The organism is Pseudomonas shirazensis (genome assembly GCF_050496565.1).
Taxonomy (GTDB): domain Bacteria; phylum Pseudomonadota; class Gammaproteobacteria; order Pseudomonadales; family Pseudomonadaceae; genus Aquipseudomonas; species Aquipseudomonas shirazensis_A.
Genome location: NZ_JBNWAE010000003.1, coordinates 75,137 through 88,530, shown reverse-complemented (window position 1 = coordinate 88,530; position 13,394 = coordinate 75,137). Strand labels below are relative to the sequence as shown.

16 protein-coding genes are annotated in these 13,394 nt (G+C 59.4%); 3 read left to right on the top strand and 13 right to left on the bottom strand.

All coding sequences use genetic code 11. From position 1 onward, the window contains the following. Window positions 1–20: 20 nt before the first annotated feature. The 5 genes from pheS to thrS form a co-directional block, all read right to left on the bottom strand. Window positions 21–1,037 carry a phenylalanine--tRNA ligase subunit alpha gene (gene pheS, locus ACQZ2L_RS06215; protein ID WP_101320618.1) on the bottom strand — a complete coding sequence of 339 codons (1,017 nt, stop codon included), beginning with the start codon at window positions 1,035–1,037 and terminating at the stop codon, window positions 21–23. A 109-nt stretch (window positions 1,038–1,146) separates the two neighbouring features. Next, window positions 1,147–1,503: a 50S ribosomal protein L20 gene (gene rplT / locus ACQZ2L_RS06210; protein ID WP_043860801.1), complete on the bottom strand. Its 357-nt coding sequence runs from the start codon at window positions 1,501–1,503 to the stop codon at window positions 1,147–1,149. Window positions 1,504–1,530: 27 nt separating this feature from the next. After that, on the bottom strand, window positions 1,531–1,725 hold the full coding sequence (rpmI, locus tag ACQZ2L_RS06205; RefSeq protein WP_028696462.1) for a 50S ribosomal protein L35: 195 nt from the start codon (window positions 1,723–1,725) through the stop codon (window positions 1,531–1,533). Window positions 1,726–1,785: 60 nt separating this feature from the next. Then, window positions 1,786–2,337, bottom strand: coding sequence for a translation initiation factor IF-3 (gene infC / locus ACQZ2L_RS06200; RefSeq protein WP_178080772.1), 552 nt, complete (start codon window positions 2,335–2,337; stop codon window positions 1,786–1,788). Beyond that, on the bottom strand, window positions 2,337–4,259 hold the full coding sequence (gene thrS / locus ACQZ2L_RS06195; protein WP_430325236.1) for a threonine--tRNA ligase: 1,923 nt from the start codon (window positions 4,257–4,259) through the stop codon (window positions 2,337–2,339). The genes infC and thrS overlap by 1 nt, the downstream gene beginning before the upstream one ends. A 336-nt stretch (window positions 4,260–4,595) precedes the next feature. Between thrS and ACQZ2L_RS06190 the strand changes: the two genes are divergently transcribed. Then, complete coding sequence (locus ACQZ2L_RS06190; RefSeq protein WP_101320622.1) at window positions 4,596–4,898, top strand: hypothetical protein; 303 nt, start codon at window positions 4,596–4,598, stop codon at window positions 4,896–4,898. Window positions 4,899–5,058: 160 nt separating this feature from the next. Continuing rightward, entirely contained in the window at window positions 5,059–5,271 is a 213-nt protein-coding gene (locus tag ACQZ2L_RS06185; RefSeq protein WP_003179963.1) for a cold-shock protein, read from the top strand. A gap of 106 nt (window positions 5,272–5,377) precedes the next feature. Here the strand turns inward: ACQZ2L_RS06185 and ACQZ2L_RS06180 are convergent, their stop codons facing one another. Further along, window positions 5,378–5,701 (bottom strand): I78 family peptidase inhibitor, encoded by a 324-nt coding sequence (locus ACQZ2L_RS06180; RefSeq protein ID WP_101320624.1) that lies wholly within the window; start codon window positions 5,699–5,701, stop codon window positions 5,378–5,380. A gap of 284 nt (window positions 5,702–5,985) precedes the next feature. On the opposite strand from ACQZ2L_RS06180, the gene ACQZ2L_RS06175 reads away from it, so the two are divergent. Continuing rightward, window positions 5,986–6,201, top strand: a complete 216-nt coding sequence (locus tag ACQZ2L_RS06175) for a hypothetical protein (protein ID WP_430325235.1) — start codon at window positions 5,986–5,988, stop codon at window positions 6,199–6,201. Here ACQZ2L_RS06175 and ACQZ2L_RS06170 read toward each other — a convergent pair. The 7 genes from ACQZ2L_RS06170 to ACQZ2L_RS06140 are packed head-to-tail and all read right to left on the bottom strand — an operon-like array spanning window position 6,173 to window position 13,090. Next, a complete protein-coding gene (locus tag ACQZ2L_RS06170; protein WP_430325234.1) occupies window positions 6,173–7,180 on the bottom strand; it encodes a nucleoside hydrolase in 1,008 nt (335 codons plus the stop codon). The two genes, ACQZ2L_RS06175 and ACQZ2L_RS06170, sit on opposite strands and share 29 nt — an antisense overlap. 53 nt (window positions 7,181–7,233) lie before the next feature. Continuing rightward, on the bottom strand, window positions 7,234–7,638 hold the full coding sequence (gene rbsD, locus ACQZ2L_RS06165) for a D-ribose pyranase (protein ID WP_430325233.1): 405 nt from the start codon (window positions 7,636–7,638) through the stop codon (window positions 7,234–7,236). After that, on the bottom strand, window positions 7,635–8,543 hold the full coding sequence (rbsK, locus tag ACQZ2L_RS06160; protein WP_430325232.1) for a ribokinase: 909 nt from the start codon (window positions 8,541–8,543) through the stop codon (window positions 7,635–7,637). Before rbsK ends, rbsD begins: the two co-directional genes overlap by 4 nt. Before the next feature lie 9 nt (window positions 8,544–8,552). Then, on the bottom strand, window positions 8,553–9,578 hold the full coding sequence (locus ACQZ2L_RS06155) for a LacI family DNA-binding transcriptional regulator (RefSeq protein ID WP_101320634.1): 1,026 nt from the start codon (window positions 9,576–9,578) through the stop codon (window positions 8,553–8,555). Window positions 9,579–9,582: 4 nt separating this feature from the next. Beyond that, window positions 9,583–10,566, bottom strand: coding sequence for an ABC transporter permease (locus tag ACQZ2L_RS06150; RefSeq protein WP_430325231.1), 984 nt, complete (start codon window positions 10,564–10,566; stop codon window positions 9,583–9,585). Further along, window positions 10,563–12,116, bottom strand: a complete 1,554-nt coding sequence (locus ACQZ2L_RS06145) for a sugar ABC transporter ATP-binding protein (protein ID WP_430325230.1) — start codon at window positions 12,114–12,116, stop codon at window positions 10,563–10,565. Before ACQZ2L_RS06145 ends, ACQZ2L_RS06150 begins: the two co-directional genes overlap by 4 nt. A 20-nt stretch (window positions 12,117–12,136) precedes the next feature. Further along, a complete protein-coding gene (locus ACQZ2L_RS06140) occupies window positions 12,137–13,090 on the bottom strand; it encodes a sugar ABC transporter substrate-binding protein (protein WP_430325229.1) in 954 nt (317 codons plus the stop codon). Window positions 13,091–13,394 lie beyond the last annotated feature (304 nt).

Below are 13,394 nucleotides of genomic sequence, written 5' to 3'. Positions count from 1 at the left end.
GAATATGGTCGAGGTGTGGCCTAGCGGAATTGCGCCAGGAACCGCAGGTCGTTGTCGAAGAACAGACGCAAATCGTTGACGCCATAACGCAGCATGGCCAGACGCTCGGCGCCCATGCCAAAGGCGAAGCCCTGGAATTCTTCCGGGTCGATGCCAGACATGCGCAGCACGTTCGGGTGGACCATGCCGCAGCCCATCACTTCCAGCCAGCCGGTCTGCTTGCACACGCGGCAGCCTTTGCCGGAACACATCACACACTGAATATCGACTTCAGCGGACGGTTCGGTGAAGGGGAAGAACGACGGACGGAAACGTACATCCAGCTGCTTCTCGAAGAACACCCGCAGGAATTCTTCGATGGTGCCCTTGAGGTCGGCGAAGTTGATGTCGCGATCGATCAACAAGCCTTCGACCTGGTGGAACATCGGCGAGTGGGTGATATCCGAGTCGCAGCGATAGACGCGGCCAGGGCAGACAATCCGAATCGGCGGCTGGGTCGATTCCATGGTACGTACCTGCACCGGCGAGGTGTGGGTGCGCAGCAGCATGTTGGCATTGAAGTAGAAGGTGTCGTGCATCGCCCGGGCCGGGTGGTGGCCAGGGATGTTGAGCGCTTCGAAGTTGTGATAGTCGTCTTCGACCTCAGGGCCTTCGGCGATGCCGTAGCCAATGTGGGTGAAGAACTGTTCGATGCGTTCGAGGGTACGGGTGATCGGGTGCAGGCCGCCAGTGGTCTGGCCACGGCCCGGCAGGGTCACGTCAATGCATTCGGCAGCCAGGCGAGCGCTGAGCTCGGCCTCTTCAAAGCCAGCCTTGCGCGCATTGAGCACTTCGGTGACGCGTTCCTTGGCGTCGTTGATCAGCGCTCCAACCTTGGGGCGCTCTTCGGCTGGCAGGTTGCCCAGGGTCTTCATCACCTGGGTCAGCTCGCCTTTCTTGCCGAGAAATTGAACCCGGATCTGTTCCAGGGCATTGATGTCTTCAGCGCGCTCCACAGCTTCCAGGGCTTGGGAGACCAGCGCGTCCAGGTTTTCCATGTACAGACTCCAGATACAAAAATAGGGGAAGAGCTTTGAAGGCTCTTCCCCTATCGATGACGTTCAACACCCGACGGCGCATGCGCCGCCGGATGATTGTCGTGGGTACTTAAGCCAGAACGGCTTTAGCTTTCTCGACAATCGCAGCAAACGCCGCTTTTTCGTTCACTGCCAGGTCAGCCAGAACTTTACGGTCGATTTCGATCGACGCTTTTTTCAGGCCAGCGATCAGGCGGCTGTAAGACAGACCGTTGACGCGAGCACCAGCGTTGATACGAGCGATCCACAGAGCGCGGAACTGACGTTTTTTCTGGCGACGGTCACGGTAGGCGTATTGACCAGCCTTGATGACAGCCTGCTTGGCAACACGGAATACGCGCGAGCGTGCACCGTAGTAACCTTTAGCCAGTTTCAGAATTTTTTTGTGACGCTTACGAGCAATTACGCCGCGCTTTACACGAGCCATGAGTAACTTCCTCTATCTAGACCAGAATTAACGAACGCGCAGCATGCGCGCGACTTTTGCCACGTCAGACGGGTGCAGCATGCTGCTACCACGCAGTTGACGCTTACGCTTGGTCGACATTTTGGTCAGGATGTGGCTCTTGAAAGCGTGCTTGTGCTTGAAGCCGGTCGCCGTTTTCAGGAAACGCTTCGCTGCACCGCTCTTGGTTTTCATTTTTGGCATGTTCGTAACTCCGCATTGGGGTGGATAAACATAACCGCAAGGCCTGCCGTGCCCTGGTGGTTATTTCTTTTTCTTGGGGGCGATGACCATCAAAAGTTGGCGTCCTTCCATCTTCGGATGCTGTTCAACGGTCCCGTATTCGGCGAGATCAGCTTCGATCCGCTTCAACAGTTCCATACCCAGCTCCTGGTGGGCCATCTCACGACCACGGAATCTCAGAGAGATCTTGGTCTTGTCCCCATCACTTAGGAAACGTACCAGGTTGCGTAGTTTTACCTGGTAATCCCCTTCCTCCGTCCCTGGACGAAACTTGATTTCTTTGATCTGGATGATCTTCTGGTTTTTCTTGGCTGCAGCCTGTTGCTTCTTCTTCTCGAACAGGCTTTTGCCGTAGTCCATGACTTTACAGACAGGAGGTACGGCGTCAGCAGAAATCTCTACCAGATCCAGCTTCGCTTCTTCAGCGATACGAAGCGCTTCTTCGATCGAGACGATGCCCAACTGTTCACCGTCAGCACCAATTAACCGAACCTCGCGTGCAGAGATATTCTCGTTGATCGGGGCCTTCGGTGCAGCTCGTTTATCGTTTCTCATATCACGCTTAATAATCATTACTCCGATTCTTGGCGACCACGCCGGGAAACCGCATGCGCAAGGAACTCGGCGAATTGGGCGACGGGCATGGAGCCCAGGTCTGCGCCTTCGCGAGTACGCACAGCGACGGTTTGCGTTTCGACTTCACGGTCCCCTATAACCAAAAGGTACGGGACCTTGAGCAAAGTATGCTCGCGGATTTTAAAGCCGATCTTCTCATTTCTCAAGTCAGACTTGGCACGAAAACCGCTATCGGTCAGATTTTTTTCAACCTGAAGGGCAAAATCGGCCTGCTTGTCAGTGATGTTCATGATCACTGCCTGGGTTGGCGCCAGCCAAGCCGGGAATACGCCAGCGTAGTGCTCAATCAGCATACCGATGAAGCGTTCGAACGAACCGAGGATGGCGCGGTGCAGCATTACCGGGCGCTTGCGCGCGTTATCTTCGGCAATGTAGCTGGCGTCCAGACGCTCAGGCAGGTTCGGATCGTACTGCAGGGTACCACACTGCCAGTTACGGCCGAGGCAGTCACGCAGGGTGAATTCGATTTTCGGGCCATAGAAGGCGCCCTCGCCTGGCTGGTATTCCCACTCCAGGCCGGATTCATTGAGTGCATCAGCCAGGGCGCCTTCGGCGCGATCCCACAGCTCGTCCGAACCGACGCGCTTGGCCGGACGGGTCGACAGCTTCATGGCGACGTCGACGAAACCGAAGTCTTTATAAACGTCGAGTGTCAACTTGATGAAGTCGGCCGCTTCTTTCTTGACCTGATCTTCGGTGCAGAAGATGTGCGCATCGTCCTGGACGAAACCACGCACACGCATGATGCCGTGCAACGCACCAGATGGCTCGTTACGGTGGCATGCGCCGAATTCGGCCAAACGCAGTGGCAGGTCGCGGTACGACTTCAGCCCCTGATTGAACACCTGCACGTGGCACGGGCAGTTCATCGGCTTGACCGCGTAATCACGGCTTTCCGACGAGGTGGTGAACATGTTCTCGGCGTAGTTGGACCAGTGGCCGGAACGCTCCCAGAGGATTCGATCGACCACTTGCGGGGTCTTGATCTCAAGGTAACCGTTCTGACGCTGCACAGTGCGCATGTACTGCTCGAGCACCTGATACACGGTCCAGCCATTCGGATGCCAGAAGACCATGCCCGGCGCTTCTTCCTGCAGGTGGAACAGGTCGAGCTGCTTGCCGATCTTGCGGTGATCGCGCTTCTCGGCTTCTTCGATGCGCTGAATGTAGGCAGCCAGCTGCTTCTTGTCGGCCCAAGCGGTGCCGTACACGCGCTGCAGCTGCTCGTTTTTAGCGTCGCCGCGCCAGTAGGCACCGGACAGCTTGGTCAGCTTGAACGATTTGAGGAAGCGCGTGTTGGGCACGTGCGGACCGCGGCACATGTCGACGTATTCTTCGTGATGGTACAAACCCATGGCCTGTTCATCCGGCATGTCTTCGACCAGGCGCAGCTTGTAGTCTTCGCCACGGGCCTGGAACACGTCGATGACTTCGGCGCGCGGGGTGACCTTCTTGATGACGTCGTAGTCCTTCTCGATCAGCTGCTGCATGCGCTTTTCGATGGCGGCGAGGTCATCAGGGGTGAAGGGGCGCTCGTAGGCGATATCGTAATAGAAGCCGTCATCGATGACCGGGCCGATTACCATCTTGGCGGTCGGGTACAGCTGCTTGACTGCGTGGCCAATCAGGTGGGCGCACGAGTGACGGATGATTTCCAGCCCCTCTTCATCTTTAGGGGTGATGATCTGCAGGGTGGCGTCGTGTTCGATCAGGTCGCAGGCATCGACCAGCTTGCCGTCGACTTTACCGGCCAGGGTAGCCTTGGCCAGGCCAGCGCCGATCGAGGCGGCGACTTCTGCTACTGATACAGCGTGATCGAACGAACGTTGACTGCCATCGGGAAGAGTAATGGTGGGCATGGCGCCTCCTCTCCTAGTGGTGACCCCTACCAAAGGTCACGTGGGTTGGGATGAGCCAGTACAAGATCCGACCTGCCTTCCTTAATAGAGGAAGCCTGCCTCACAGTGGCAGAAGCCTTTCGGCTTGTCAGGGGCGAACCAGAGTGACTGGAAATAGAAAGATAACTGCGGGCTGCCTCTGGGCAACTGCAAGCCGAGCATGCTAGCACGCAGGTTAGCGGCCAGGCACGAATATTTGGAAAATGCACAAATACGATGAACTGTAGGTAAAAATGCCTATCAGATTTGCTGATGCATCCGATTTTCATCAGACCTATATCAAGGGAGTGTCTGGTTATGCGACTTCAGTCTCTTCTGGCCCTGACCGCTGCGGGGGCACTGCTGCTGCCCATGGCGGCCCAAGCCGACTGGCCAGCCGGCAAGAAAGACGCCTACATGCAGCAATGCGTGCAGGTGGCCACCCAGCAAGGCGTCAGCGCCAAGGATGCCGACACCCACTGCAAGTGTGGCGCCCAGGCAATCGAGAAGAATTTCAGCAAAGCTGAGATCGAAGACCTCGACAGCAAGGACGGTGTTGACGCGAAATTGATGCAAAAGGCTCAAACTGTGGTAAAACAGGCATGCACGACGAAAGGTTGACCGCGTAACAGCGGGCTTCCGAGCCTTTATTTGCGCTGTATCAGTTTTCTTCGCAGTTAAAAGGCGCGACACGCGCAGAATTAGACTATGATGTACCTGGCGCACGCAGCTTCGGCTACATCTGCACCGATAAAAAATTACGTTTCTGGAGATTCACCCCATGTCCAATCGCCAAACCGGCACCGTCAAGTGGTTCAACGATGAAAAAGGCTTCGGCTTCATCACTCCTCAAGGCGGCGGCGACGACCTGTTCGTACACTTCAAAGCCATCGAATCCGACGGCTTCAAGAGCCTGAAAGAAGGCCAGACTGTTTCCTTCGTTGCCGAAAAAGGCCAGAAGGGTATGCAGGCTGCACAGGTTCGTCCGGAGTAATTCGGATGCTGTAAAAAAACCCGCCCTCGTGGCGGGTTTTTTTATGCCTGAATTTTACAGCTTGGTCACTGCCACCGTTGGCGACAGCGACCGAATCAACAGTAAATCAGCCGCAGTTGACGCGCACGACGTTGCCCTGCTCGTCAACATTGAGGTTTAGCCGCTCGGAGCGGTACTCCAGGGTGACCATATCGTGGGGCTTGAGGATGCGGGCCATTTGCGAGCCGCTGGCTTTGCGCGCCTGCTCGAGCAGCTCGGGCGTGCCCGGCTTGCCTACGGTGAAGTCAGCGCCGCTGGCGTTACAGCGGCCATCGTTGCCAGCCGAGGCTGCCGGTGCGCTGCTGTCACCGCCCGGCGCGCTGCCAGTGCTGCAACCTGCCAGCGCAACAGCTACCAGCACGGTTGCCAGAGAAGCACGGGTACGGAACATGAATCCTCCTAATCATCATGGGAACTGCTGTATGCGACAGTAGTGCGCAATATTCGTTGCAAAACGCCCAAGTGTGCCTGACTCATGCCTGCAAGGGGAAACAGCAATCGTCACCGGGTTTTGCACCGAAGAAATAGTTTGTCGCGCACGGGCTGTTATGCCTAAGTCGCAGGGCTCTTGACGCAAAGGCATGATTTACTGCAATAAGTGGAGTGCAACATGCCTCCCTACGAACGCCAGGGCCCGGTGTTCGATCTATAGTCCGAACCAACGAGAAATTTCCAATGCGCAGCCTCAGCATCGATGCCGACATCCAGGTCCACTTACCCGCGGGCCATCGCTCGTACGCACCAGGCACGGCCGAGGAGCTAATGCTGATCGCCGTGGACCTGCTGGTACACGAACTCGGCAACGAAGGCTCCCGCAGCTTTATCGAACAAGTGCTGGAGCGTTACGCGCCGCAGTCTACAGCTATGGCAATCGAGCCAGCCGCTCGCTGAGCAGATCGAACAAGCCCTGGGCATCGCCCTCCTCTACCCACATGACGTTGGCGGGCTGCTTTAGTACGCCATACCAGTCGGCGACGGTCTGACCGAAGGTCGGGCCTTCGCGACTGTCGACACTCATGTGGATCTGCCGCCCGCTGAACATCTCTGGCTTGAGCAGATAAGCAATGACGCTCGCATCATGCACCGGCCCGCCGGGCATGCCGTAGAGCTGCATGTCATGCTGAATGTAGGCGTTGAGGATTTCCACGACCTGCTTACTGGCGCGGTTGTTGACCGCGCTCAACTGCTTGAGCCGAGTATCGCTGGTCAGCAGCTTGTGGGTGACATCCAGAGGCAGGTAGGTGAGCTTGACGCCACTGGCCAACACGACCTCAGCGGCATGCGGGTCCGCGTACAGATTGAATTCAGCGACGGGCGTGATGTTGCCGCCATTGAAGTGGGCACCGCCCATGACCACGACTTCCTTGATGCCTTGGGCGATCTCTGGCTGCTGGATCAGCGCCAGGGCCAGGTTGGTCTGCGGCCCAAGCATGGCTATGGTGATGCTGTGCGGCTTGGCTGCGCTAAGGGTATCGACCAGATACTGTACCGCATTGCCCGCGGCCAAGCCTTGTTTTGGCTCGTGCACCTGTACGCCGGTAATGCCCTCCTCGCCGTGAACTTCAGCAGCGTATATAGGCGCGCGCACCAAAGGTCGACCAGCACCGGCGTAGACCGGGATGTCTTCGCGGCCCGCCCACTCACGGGCCAACCGCGCATTGCGAGAAGTTTTTTCCAGGCGCACATTGCCGGCAACCGTGGTGATCGCGCGAATATTCAGCTCCGCGGGCGATGCCATCGCCAAAAACAGCGCCACTAGATCATCGGCACCAGGGTCGGTGTCGATGATCAGTTCACGCGGGGCGGCGTGCAGCGTCGAAGTGGTAACAGCGGCCATCAGAACGGCTCCCTGCAGCATTTTTTTCAACATAAGGCACTCCTGCGCCGATGGTTTTCACACTCAAATGGACCTCAGCGAACTCGTCAAAACGTGACGCCAGCGACCAGTGCGATATTGCTGAACGGCTTGCACTCACCGGTGCGAACGATGACCTTGGCCTGACGGCTCAGCAGCGTGAAGTCACTGTGCGGCACTTGTTCACAAGCGCCAAGCAGGCCCTGCGTGCTGAGCTGTTGGATTGCAGCCAACGCCGGTGGCGCGATCTCGAACAGCTCCGCCGCTACGATATGTCGCTCGACCTGCATCTCGCTCAGGACCACCTCCAGCACGCTGGCAAAGTCCGGCAGGCCGGAGGTAATGGCCAGGTCGATCAATTCGACACCAGCCGGCACGGGCAAGCCGGCATCACCGATCACCACGATGTCACCATGACCCAGGCTGGCAATCGTGTGCGACAAAGCAATATTGAGCAGTGCGGTCTTTTTCATGGCTGCAGCTCCGCCAGGTACGGAATCGAGGGCTGCGCACCCGCACGAGTGACCGATATGGCAGCCGCGCGCTGACCGAGGGTGATCGCCTCAGCCTCACTCAGCCCACGCGCCAAGCCAGCGGCAAAGCCACCGATAAAGGTGTCACCGGCCGCAGTGGTGTCGAGCGCTTTGACCGCCATTGCCGGATAGTGCTGGCAGCCTTGCGCGCTCACCAGCAAAGCGCCCTCGCTACCGAGGGTCACGATCACCTTGCCGACCCCGAACGCGAGCAACTGCTCGGCAGCGCGGCGGGCGCTGTCCTGGTCGCTCACCGCAATGCCAGTCAAGGCCTGGGCCTCGCTTTCGTTGGGCGCGAGGTAGTCGATGCTGGGAAACCAGTCTGCCGGCAACGGGCCGGTAGCGGGGGCAGGATTGAGAATCACCGTCTTACCCAGCTCACGGGCGCGGGCCAAGGTCCAGGCAACCGTTGTCTGGGGCACTTCCAGTTGGCAGATAACGATATCAGCGGCCTGCAACAAGCTGTCGGCACGCTGCACAGACTCGGCGCTGAGCAAACCGTTGGCACCGGGGATCACCACGATTGCATTCTGGCTGGCAGCATCCACCACGATCAGCGCCACCCCACTGGACACACCCGCGCACGTATTGACTGCCTGGCAATCAACGCCTTCGACCTGCAGCGCCTGCAGCAGCTGCTGGCCATAGGCGTCATCACCGGCATTGCCGATCATGGCCACGCTGGCACCAAGGCGCGCCACGGCTACCGTCTGGTTGGCGCCCTTGCCGCCGGGCACCGTGAAAAAACCCTCGCCGGTCAGCGTCTCGCCTGCCCGCGGCAAACGCTCGGCGCGGGCCACCAGGTCCATGTTGAGGCTGCCGACCACTACTACCTTGGCATGCATGGGACGTCCTTAGCGGTAATCATTGAACAGGTCCGGGCGCGGCCCGGTGGATTCGCGCATGATGATGCGCGGGGCGATGATGCGCTGCTCGGCCGGGGCGTCGTGCCGCGGCCTGGCGATGCGTGAAAGCAGCAGCTCGGCAGCACTCTCACCCAGCTCGCGAATCGACTGGCCGACGGTGGTCAGCGGCGGGTATACGTAGCGGCTGAGCTCGATGTCATCGAAACCGATCACCGACAGCTCGCCCGGCACGCTAATATTGCGCTCGGCGGCCGCGCGCAACACGCCAAAGCCGATCATGTCGTTGCCGGCGAAAATCGCCGTAGGCCGCCGGCCGTCGAGCAACTGCGCCGCAGCAGCGTGGCCGCCTGGGCTGGTGAAATCGCAGTGCAACACACGTGCTGCGCTGACCTCAGCCTGCGCCTCAGCCATCGCCCGGTGAAAACCGGCTACGCGCAACTGGCTGACCCCGGTCTCGGCTGGCCCGCCAATGCAGGCGATGTCGCGGTGGCCGAGCTCGAGCAGGTGACGGGTGGCGAGGTAAGCGCCTTGTTCGTGGTCGATCCGCACCAGGTCGGCATCCACGCCCTCCAGCGCACGGTCGACGATGACCATCGGCGTGCGCACGCAGGCCAGGCTCTGCAACAGGTCACTGTCTTCACCGACTGACGCTACTACCAGGCCATCAATGCGCTTTTCCAGCAGTACGCGCAGATAGCTACGCTGCTTTTGCGGGTTGTCGTCGGAGTTGCACAGGATCACGCAGTAGCCATTACGCTCGCAGCCATCCTCGATGCCTCGGGCAAGCTCGGCAAAGTACGGGTTGACGCTGCTGGGCACCAACAGGCCTATAGTGGCGGTACTGCGCGCCTTGAGCGAGCGGGCTACAGCACTGGGCACGTAATCGAGCTCGGCGATGGCGGCTTCGACCTTCAGGCGCACCTGCTCGCTTACCGGACGGGTCTTGTTCAGTACATGGGAAACGGTGGTATAGGAAATCCCCGCCATTGCCGCGACATCTTTGATGGTTGCCATGGTTTCAGTTCCGCCGGCTCGCGCGCCGGCTGCGATAAGTGTCGAGCACCACGGCAATCACAATGACCGCCCCAGTGATGATGCGTTTGGTCGGTTCGGAAGCGCCGATCTGAGCCAGTCCCGCGGCCAGCACCGAAATGATCAGCACCCCGAAGAAGGTACTGATCACCGAGCCGCGCCCGCCCATCAGGCTGGTACCGCCGATTACCACGGCGGCGATCACCTGCAACTCAAGACCAGCACCGGCGTTAGGGTCGGCGGCCTCCAGGCGAGAAATCTGGAACAGCGCGGCAAGGCCGGCGAGCAGCCCCATCAGGGTGAACACCATGATCTTGTACGGGCGCGGGTCGATCCCGGCCAGGCGGACGGCTTCTTCATTGGTACCAATACCGATCAGGTAACGGCCGAACACCGTGCGTGTCAGTACAAGGTGGGCAACGACGATGACCAGCAAGGCGATGATGAAGGATGGCGAGATGCCAAACGCGACCGGATTGGAAAACCAGGCGTAGGCATCGCCGATATAGGCCGTGCGCGAATCAGTGAACTGATAGGCCAGGCCACGGGCCATTTCCAGCACACCGAGCGAGACGATAAAGGATGGAATGCGCCAGGCCACGGTAATGCAGCCAGTGACGCTGCCAGCCAGGGCGGCGACGGCCATGCCCAGCAGCGCAGCGGGCAACACGCTCCAGCCCCACCCCAGAATGGCCACGCTGACTGCCGAGGCTGCCAAGGCCAGTACAGAGCCCACCGACAGGTCGATGCCACCGATGATCAACACCAGCGTCATGCCGACTGCCAGCACCATCAGATCGGGGATCTGGTTGGCCAGGGTACTGAAGGTTGCGTACGACCAGAAATGGCTGCTCATAAACGAGAACAGCACAATCATTGCCAGCAATGCGCCGGCCAGCCCCAGGTAAGTACCAAGGCCCAGATAGGTGCCGCTGCGGCGAGCGGGAGTGTCGACGGGAGAGCTGTTCATGGGTCCATCCTGGGAGCTGCTTCATGCAGCAGAGCATCACGTTTTTGATAACCGGCAAACGCCGCGGCAAGCAGTTGATCCTGGCTCCACGCATCGCGCTCGAAGGTGTCGATCAGGCGCCCCGCCGAGAGCACACCGATGCGATCGCAGATCAGCATCAGTTCGCGCAGGTCACTTGAAACAACCACCAGCGCCTTGCCCTGGCGCGCCAACTCGGCCAGCAAACCATAGATGTCGAACTTCGCGCCGACGTCGATACCGCGGGTTGGCTCGTCGAACAGAAGCACCTGGCAGTCGCGCTCCAGCCAGCGGCCAATCACCACCTTTTGCTGATTGCCGCCGGACAGCTCGCTGACGGTCTGCGCCGGGCTTGCGCTGCGAATACGCATGGCGTTGATCTGGCGCTCGGCCAAAGCTGTTTCGGCGGCGCCATCGATGATACCGGCACGGGACACTGCACCCAGGTTGCCCAGGGCGATATTGGCACTGATCGACTGCGTCAACAGCAGCCCCTCACCCTTGCGATCCTCGGTAATCAATGCGATACCAGCACGCACAGCCGCCTTGGGCGAGTCGACAGTGACGTGCTGCGGCGGCTGACCTAGGGCAACGCTGCCGCTGTCGGCGCGGTCGGCGCCATAGATCAGCCGCAGCAGCTCGGTACGGCCGGCGCCGATCAGGCCGGAGATCCCAAAGATCTCCCCTGCCCTCACCTCGAATGAAACCTCGCGCACCTTGTCGGCACGGCTAAGCTTGTCGACCTTGAGTAGCGGCGCACCGATCTGGCGCCTGCCCAGGTCGATATGCTCGCCAACATCGCGACCGACCATCAAATTGACCAGCTCGGCGCTGCTGTAGCGCTGGATCGGCTCGGCGCACACCAGTTTGCCATCGCGCAGCACCGCGATGCGCTGGGCCACACGCTGCAGTTCTTCAAGGCGATGGGATATGTACACGATAGCCACGCCGCGCTGACGCAGGCGCTCGATCTGAACAAACAGCAGCTCCACCTCGCGAGCAGTGAGCATGGCCGTAGGCTCGTCGAAGATCAGCACCCGGCAATCGCCAATCAGGTTGCGGGCGATCTCGACCATCTGCTGATGACCGATACCCAACTCACCGACCAGGGTATCCGGGTCAATCGCGTCCAGGCCCACCTGCGCCATGGCAGCGACCGCCAACTGGCGCAGGCGCTTGTGGTTGATCCAGCCAAGACGGCTTGGCAGGTTGTCGAGAAACAGGTTTTCGGCAACCGTCAGGGTGGGCAGCAGGTTCAACTCCTGCATCACCATGCGCACCCCAAGCCCCTCTGCTGCACTGCGGCTGGCAGGGCTATAAGGGTGGCCGAGATAGCTCATATGCCCAACGGTGGGAATTTCCAGGCCGCTGATCAACTTCGATAGCGTGCTTTTGCCGGCGCCGTTCTCACCGGTCAGCGCCAGCACTTCGCCGGCGTAGAGCGCCAGGTCGACGTCAGCCAGCACGGGCTGGGCGTAGCTCTTACCCAGCCCGCTGACCGCGAGCACCGTTTGCGTGGCCGATGCAGACATGGCCGGGTCTCCTGCCTGGATCACGGTTTGGTGATCAATTCAACCGGGGTTTGGATGACATTGTCGGCATCGACAGCGGTTTTTTCGCCCTTGATCATCTGCAACGCAGCCTGGATGCCATACACAGCTTGCTTCTTGGCATCCTGATCAAGGGTGGCGAGCACGCGGCCATCTTTGAGCATCGGCTTGATGGCGTTGATGTTGTCATAGCCGACTACTTGAACCTGATCCTTCTTGCCTGCGGCACGCACAGCAGAGACCGCTCCAAGCGCCATGCTGTCATTGCCCGCCAGCAGCGCTTTGATCTCTGGGTACTCGTTGAGCATGGCCGCCGCCACCGCGTTGCCCTTGTCGATTTCCCAGTTACCAGACTGCACCGAAACGACCTTGATCTGTGCCGCCTGCATGGCGTCCTGGAAACCAGCCGTGCGCTGTTGGGCGTTGGTAGTGGTCGACACGCCTTCGATAATGCCGACCTGATCACCCGGCTTGAGCTTCTGCTGGGCCAGGTAGTCGCCGACCAGCCTGGCGCCTTTGCGGTTGTCAGGGCCAACGAAGGGCACGCTGAGGTTTTTGCTCTTGAGCACTTCTGGGTCGAGACGGTTATCGATGTTGATGACGGTGATGCCGGCGTCCATGGCCTTCTTGATCACCGGCACCAGCGCCTTGGAGTCAGCCGGCGCGATCACCAGCGCATTGGCGCCGGTTGCGATCATCTGCTCGACGATGCGGATCTGGTTGCTGGTGTCGGACTCGTCCTTGATGCCGTTGGCAACCAGCTCGAATTCGTTGGAATGGTCTTTTTGGTAGGCTTTGGCGCCGTCTTCCATGGTGCGGAAAAACTCATTGGCCAACGACTTCATGACCAGAGCGACTTTGGGTTTTTCTTCAGCCTGACCTGCCAGGGGCAGTGCGAGCGCCAGCGAGGAGACGATAGCGAGGGAGAGCAGACGACCGGGGAACGGCAGTTTCATGAGATGACTCCGAATCTTGTGTTTTTTATCGGATCGCAAACGTTTGCGTTAAGCCACTATGGAAACAAGCCCTGATTTTGTCAATTGCCTGAGACGCTGTCTTGGCAAACCGGGGCGAGCGGCAGGTTACTCGGATTGGCCACGGAAAACCGAACAACTTTACCTGTATCCGTTCGGTAAGCCGAATATATCCCACCGCCGGATTTGTCTCCGCATATGCGCGAACTTCCGCCTGCAGCGGCTCAACCCGGACACACCGCTGCGTTGGTATGAAACCTGCCTGCTCAGCTGTGCGACATATAAA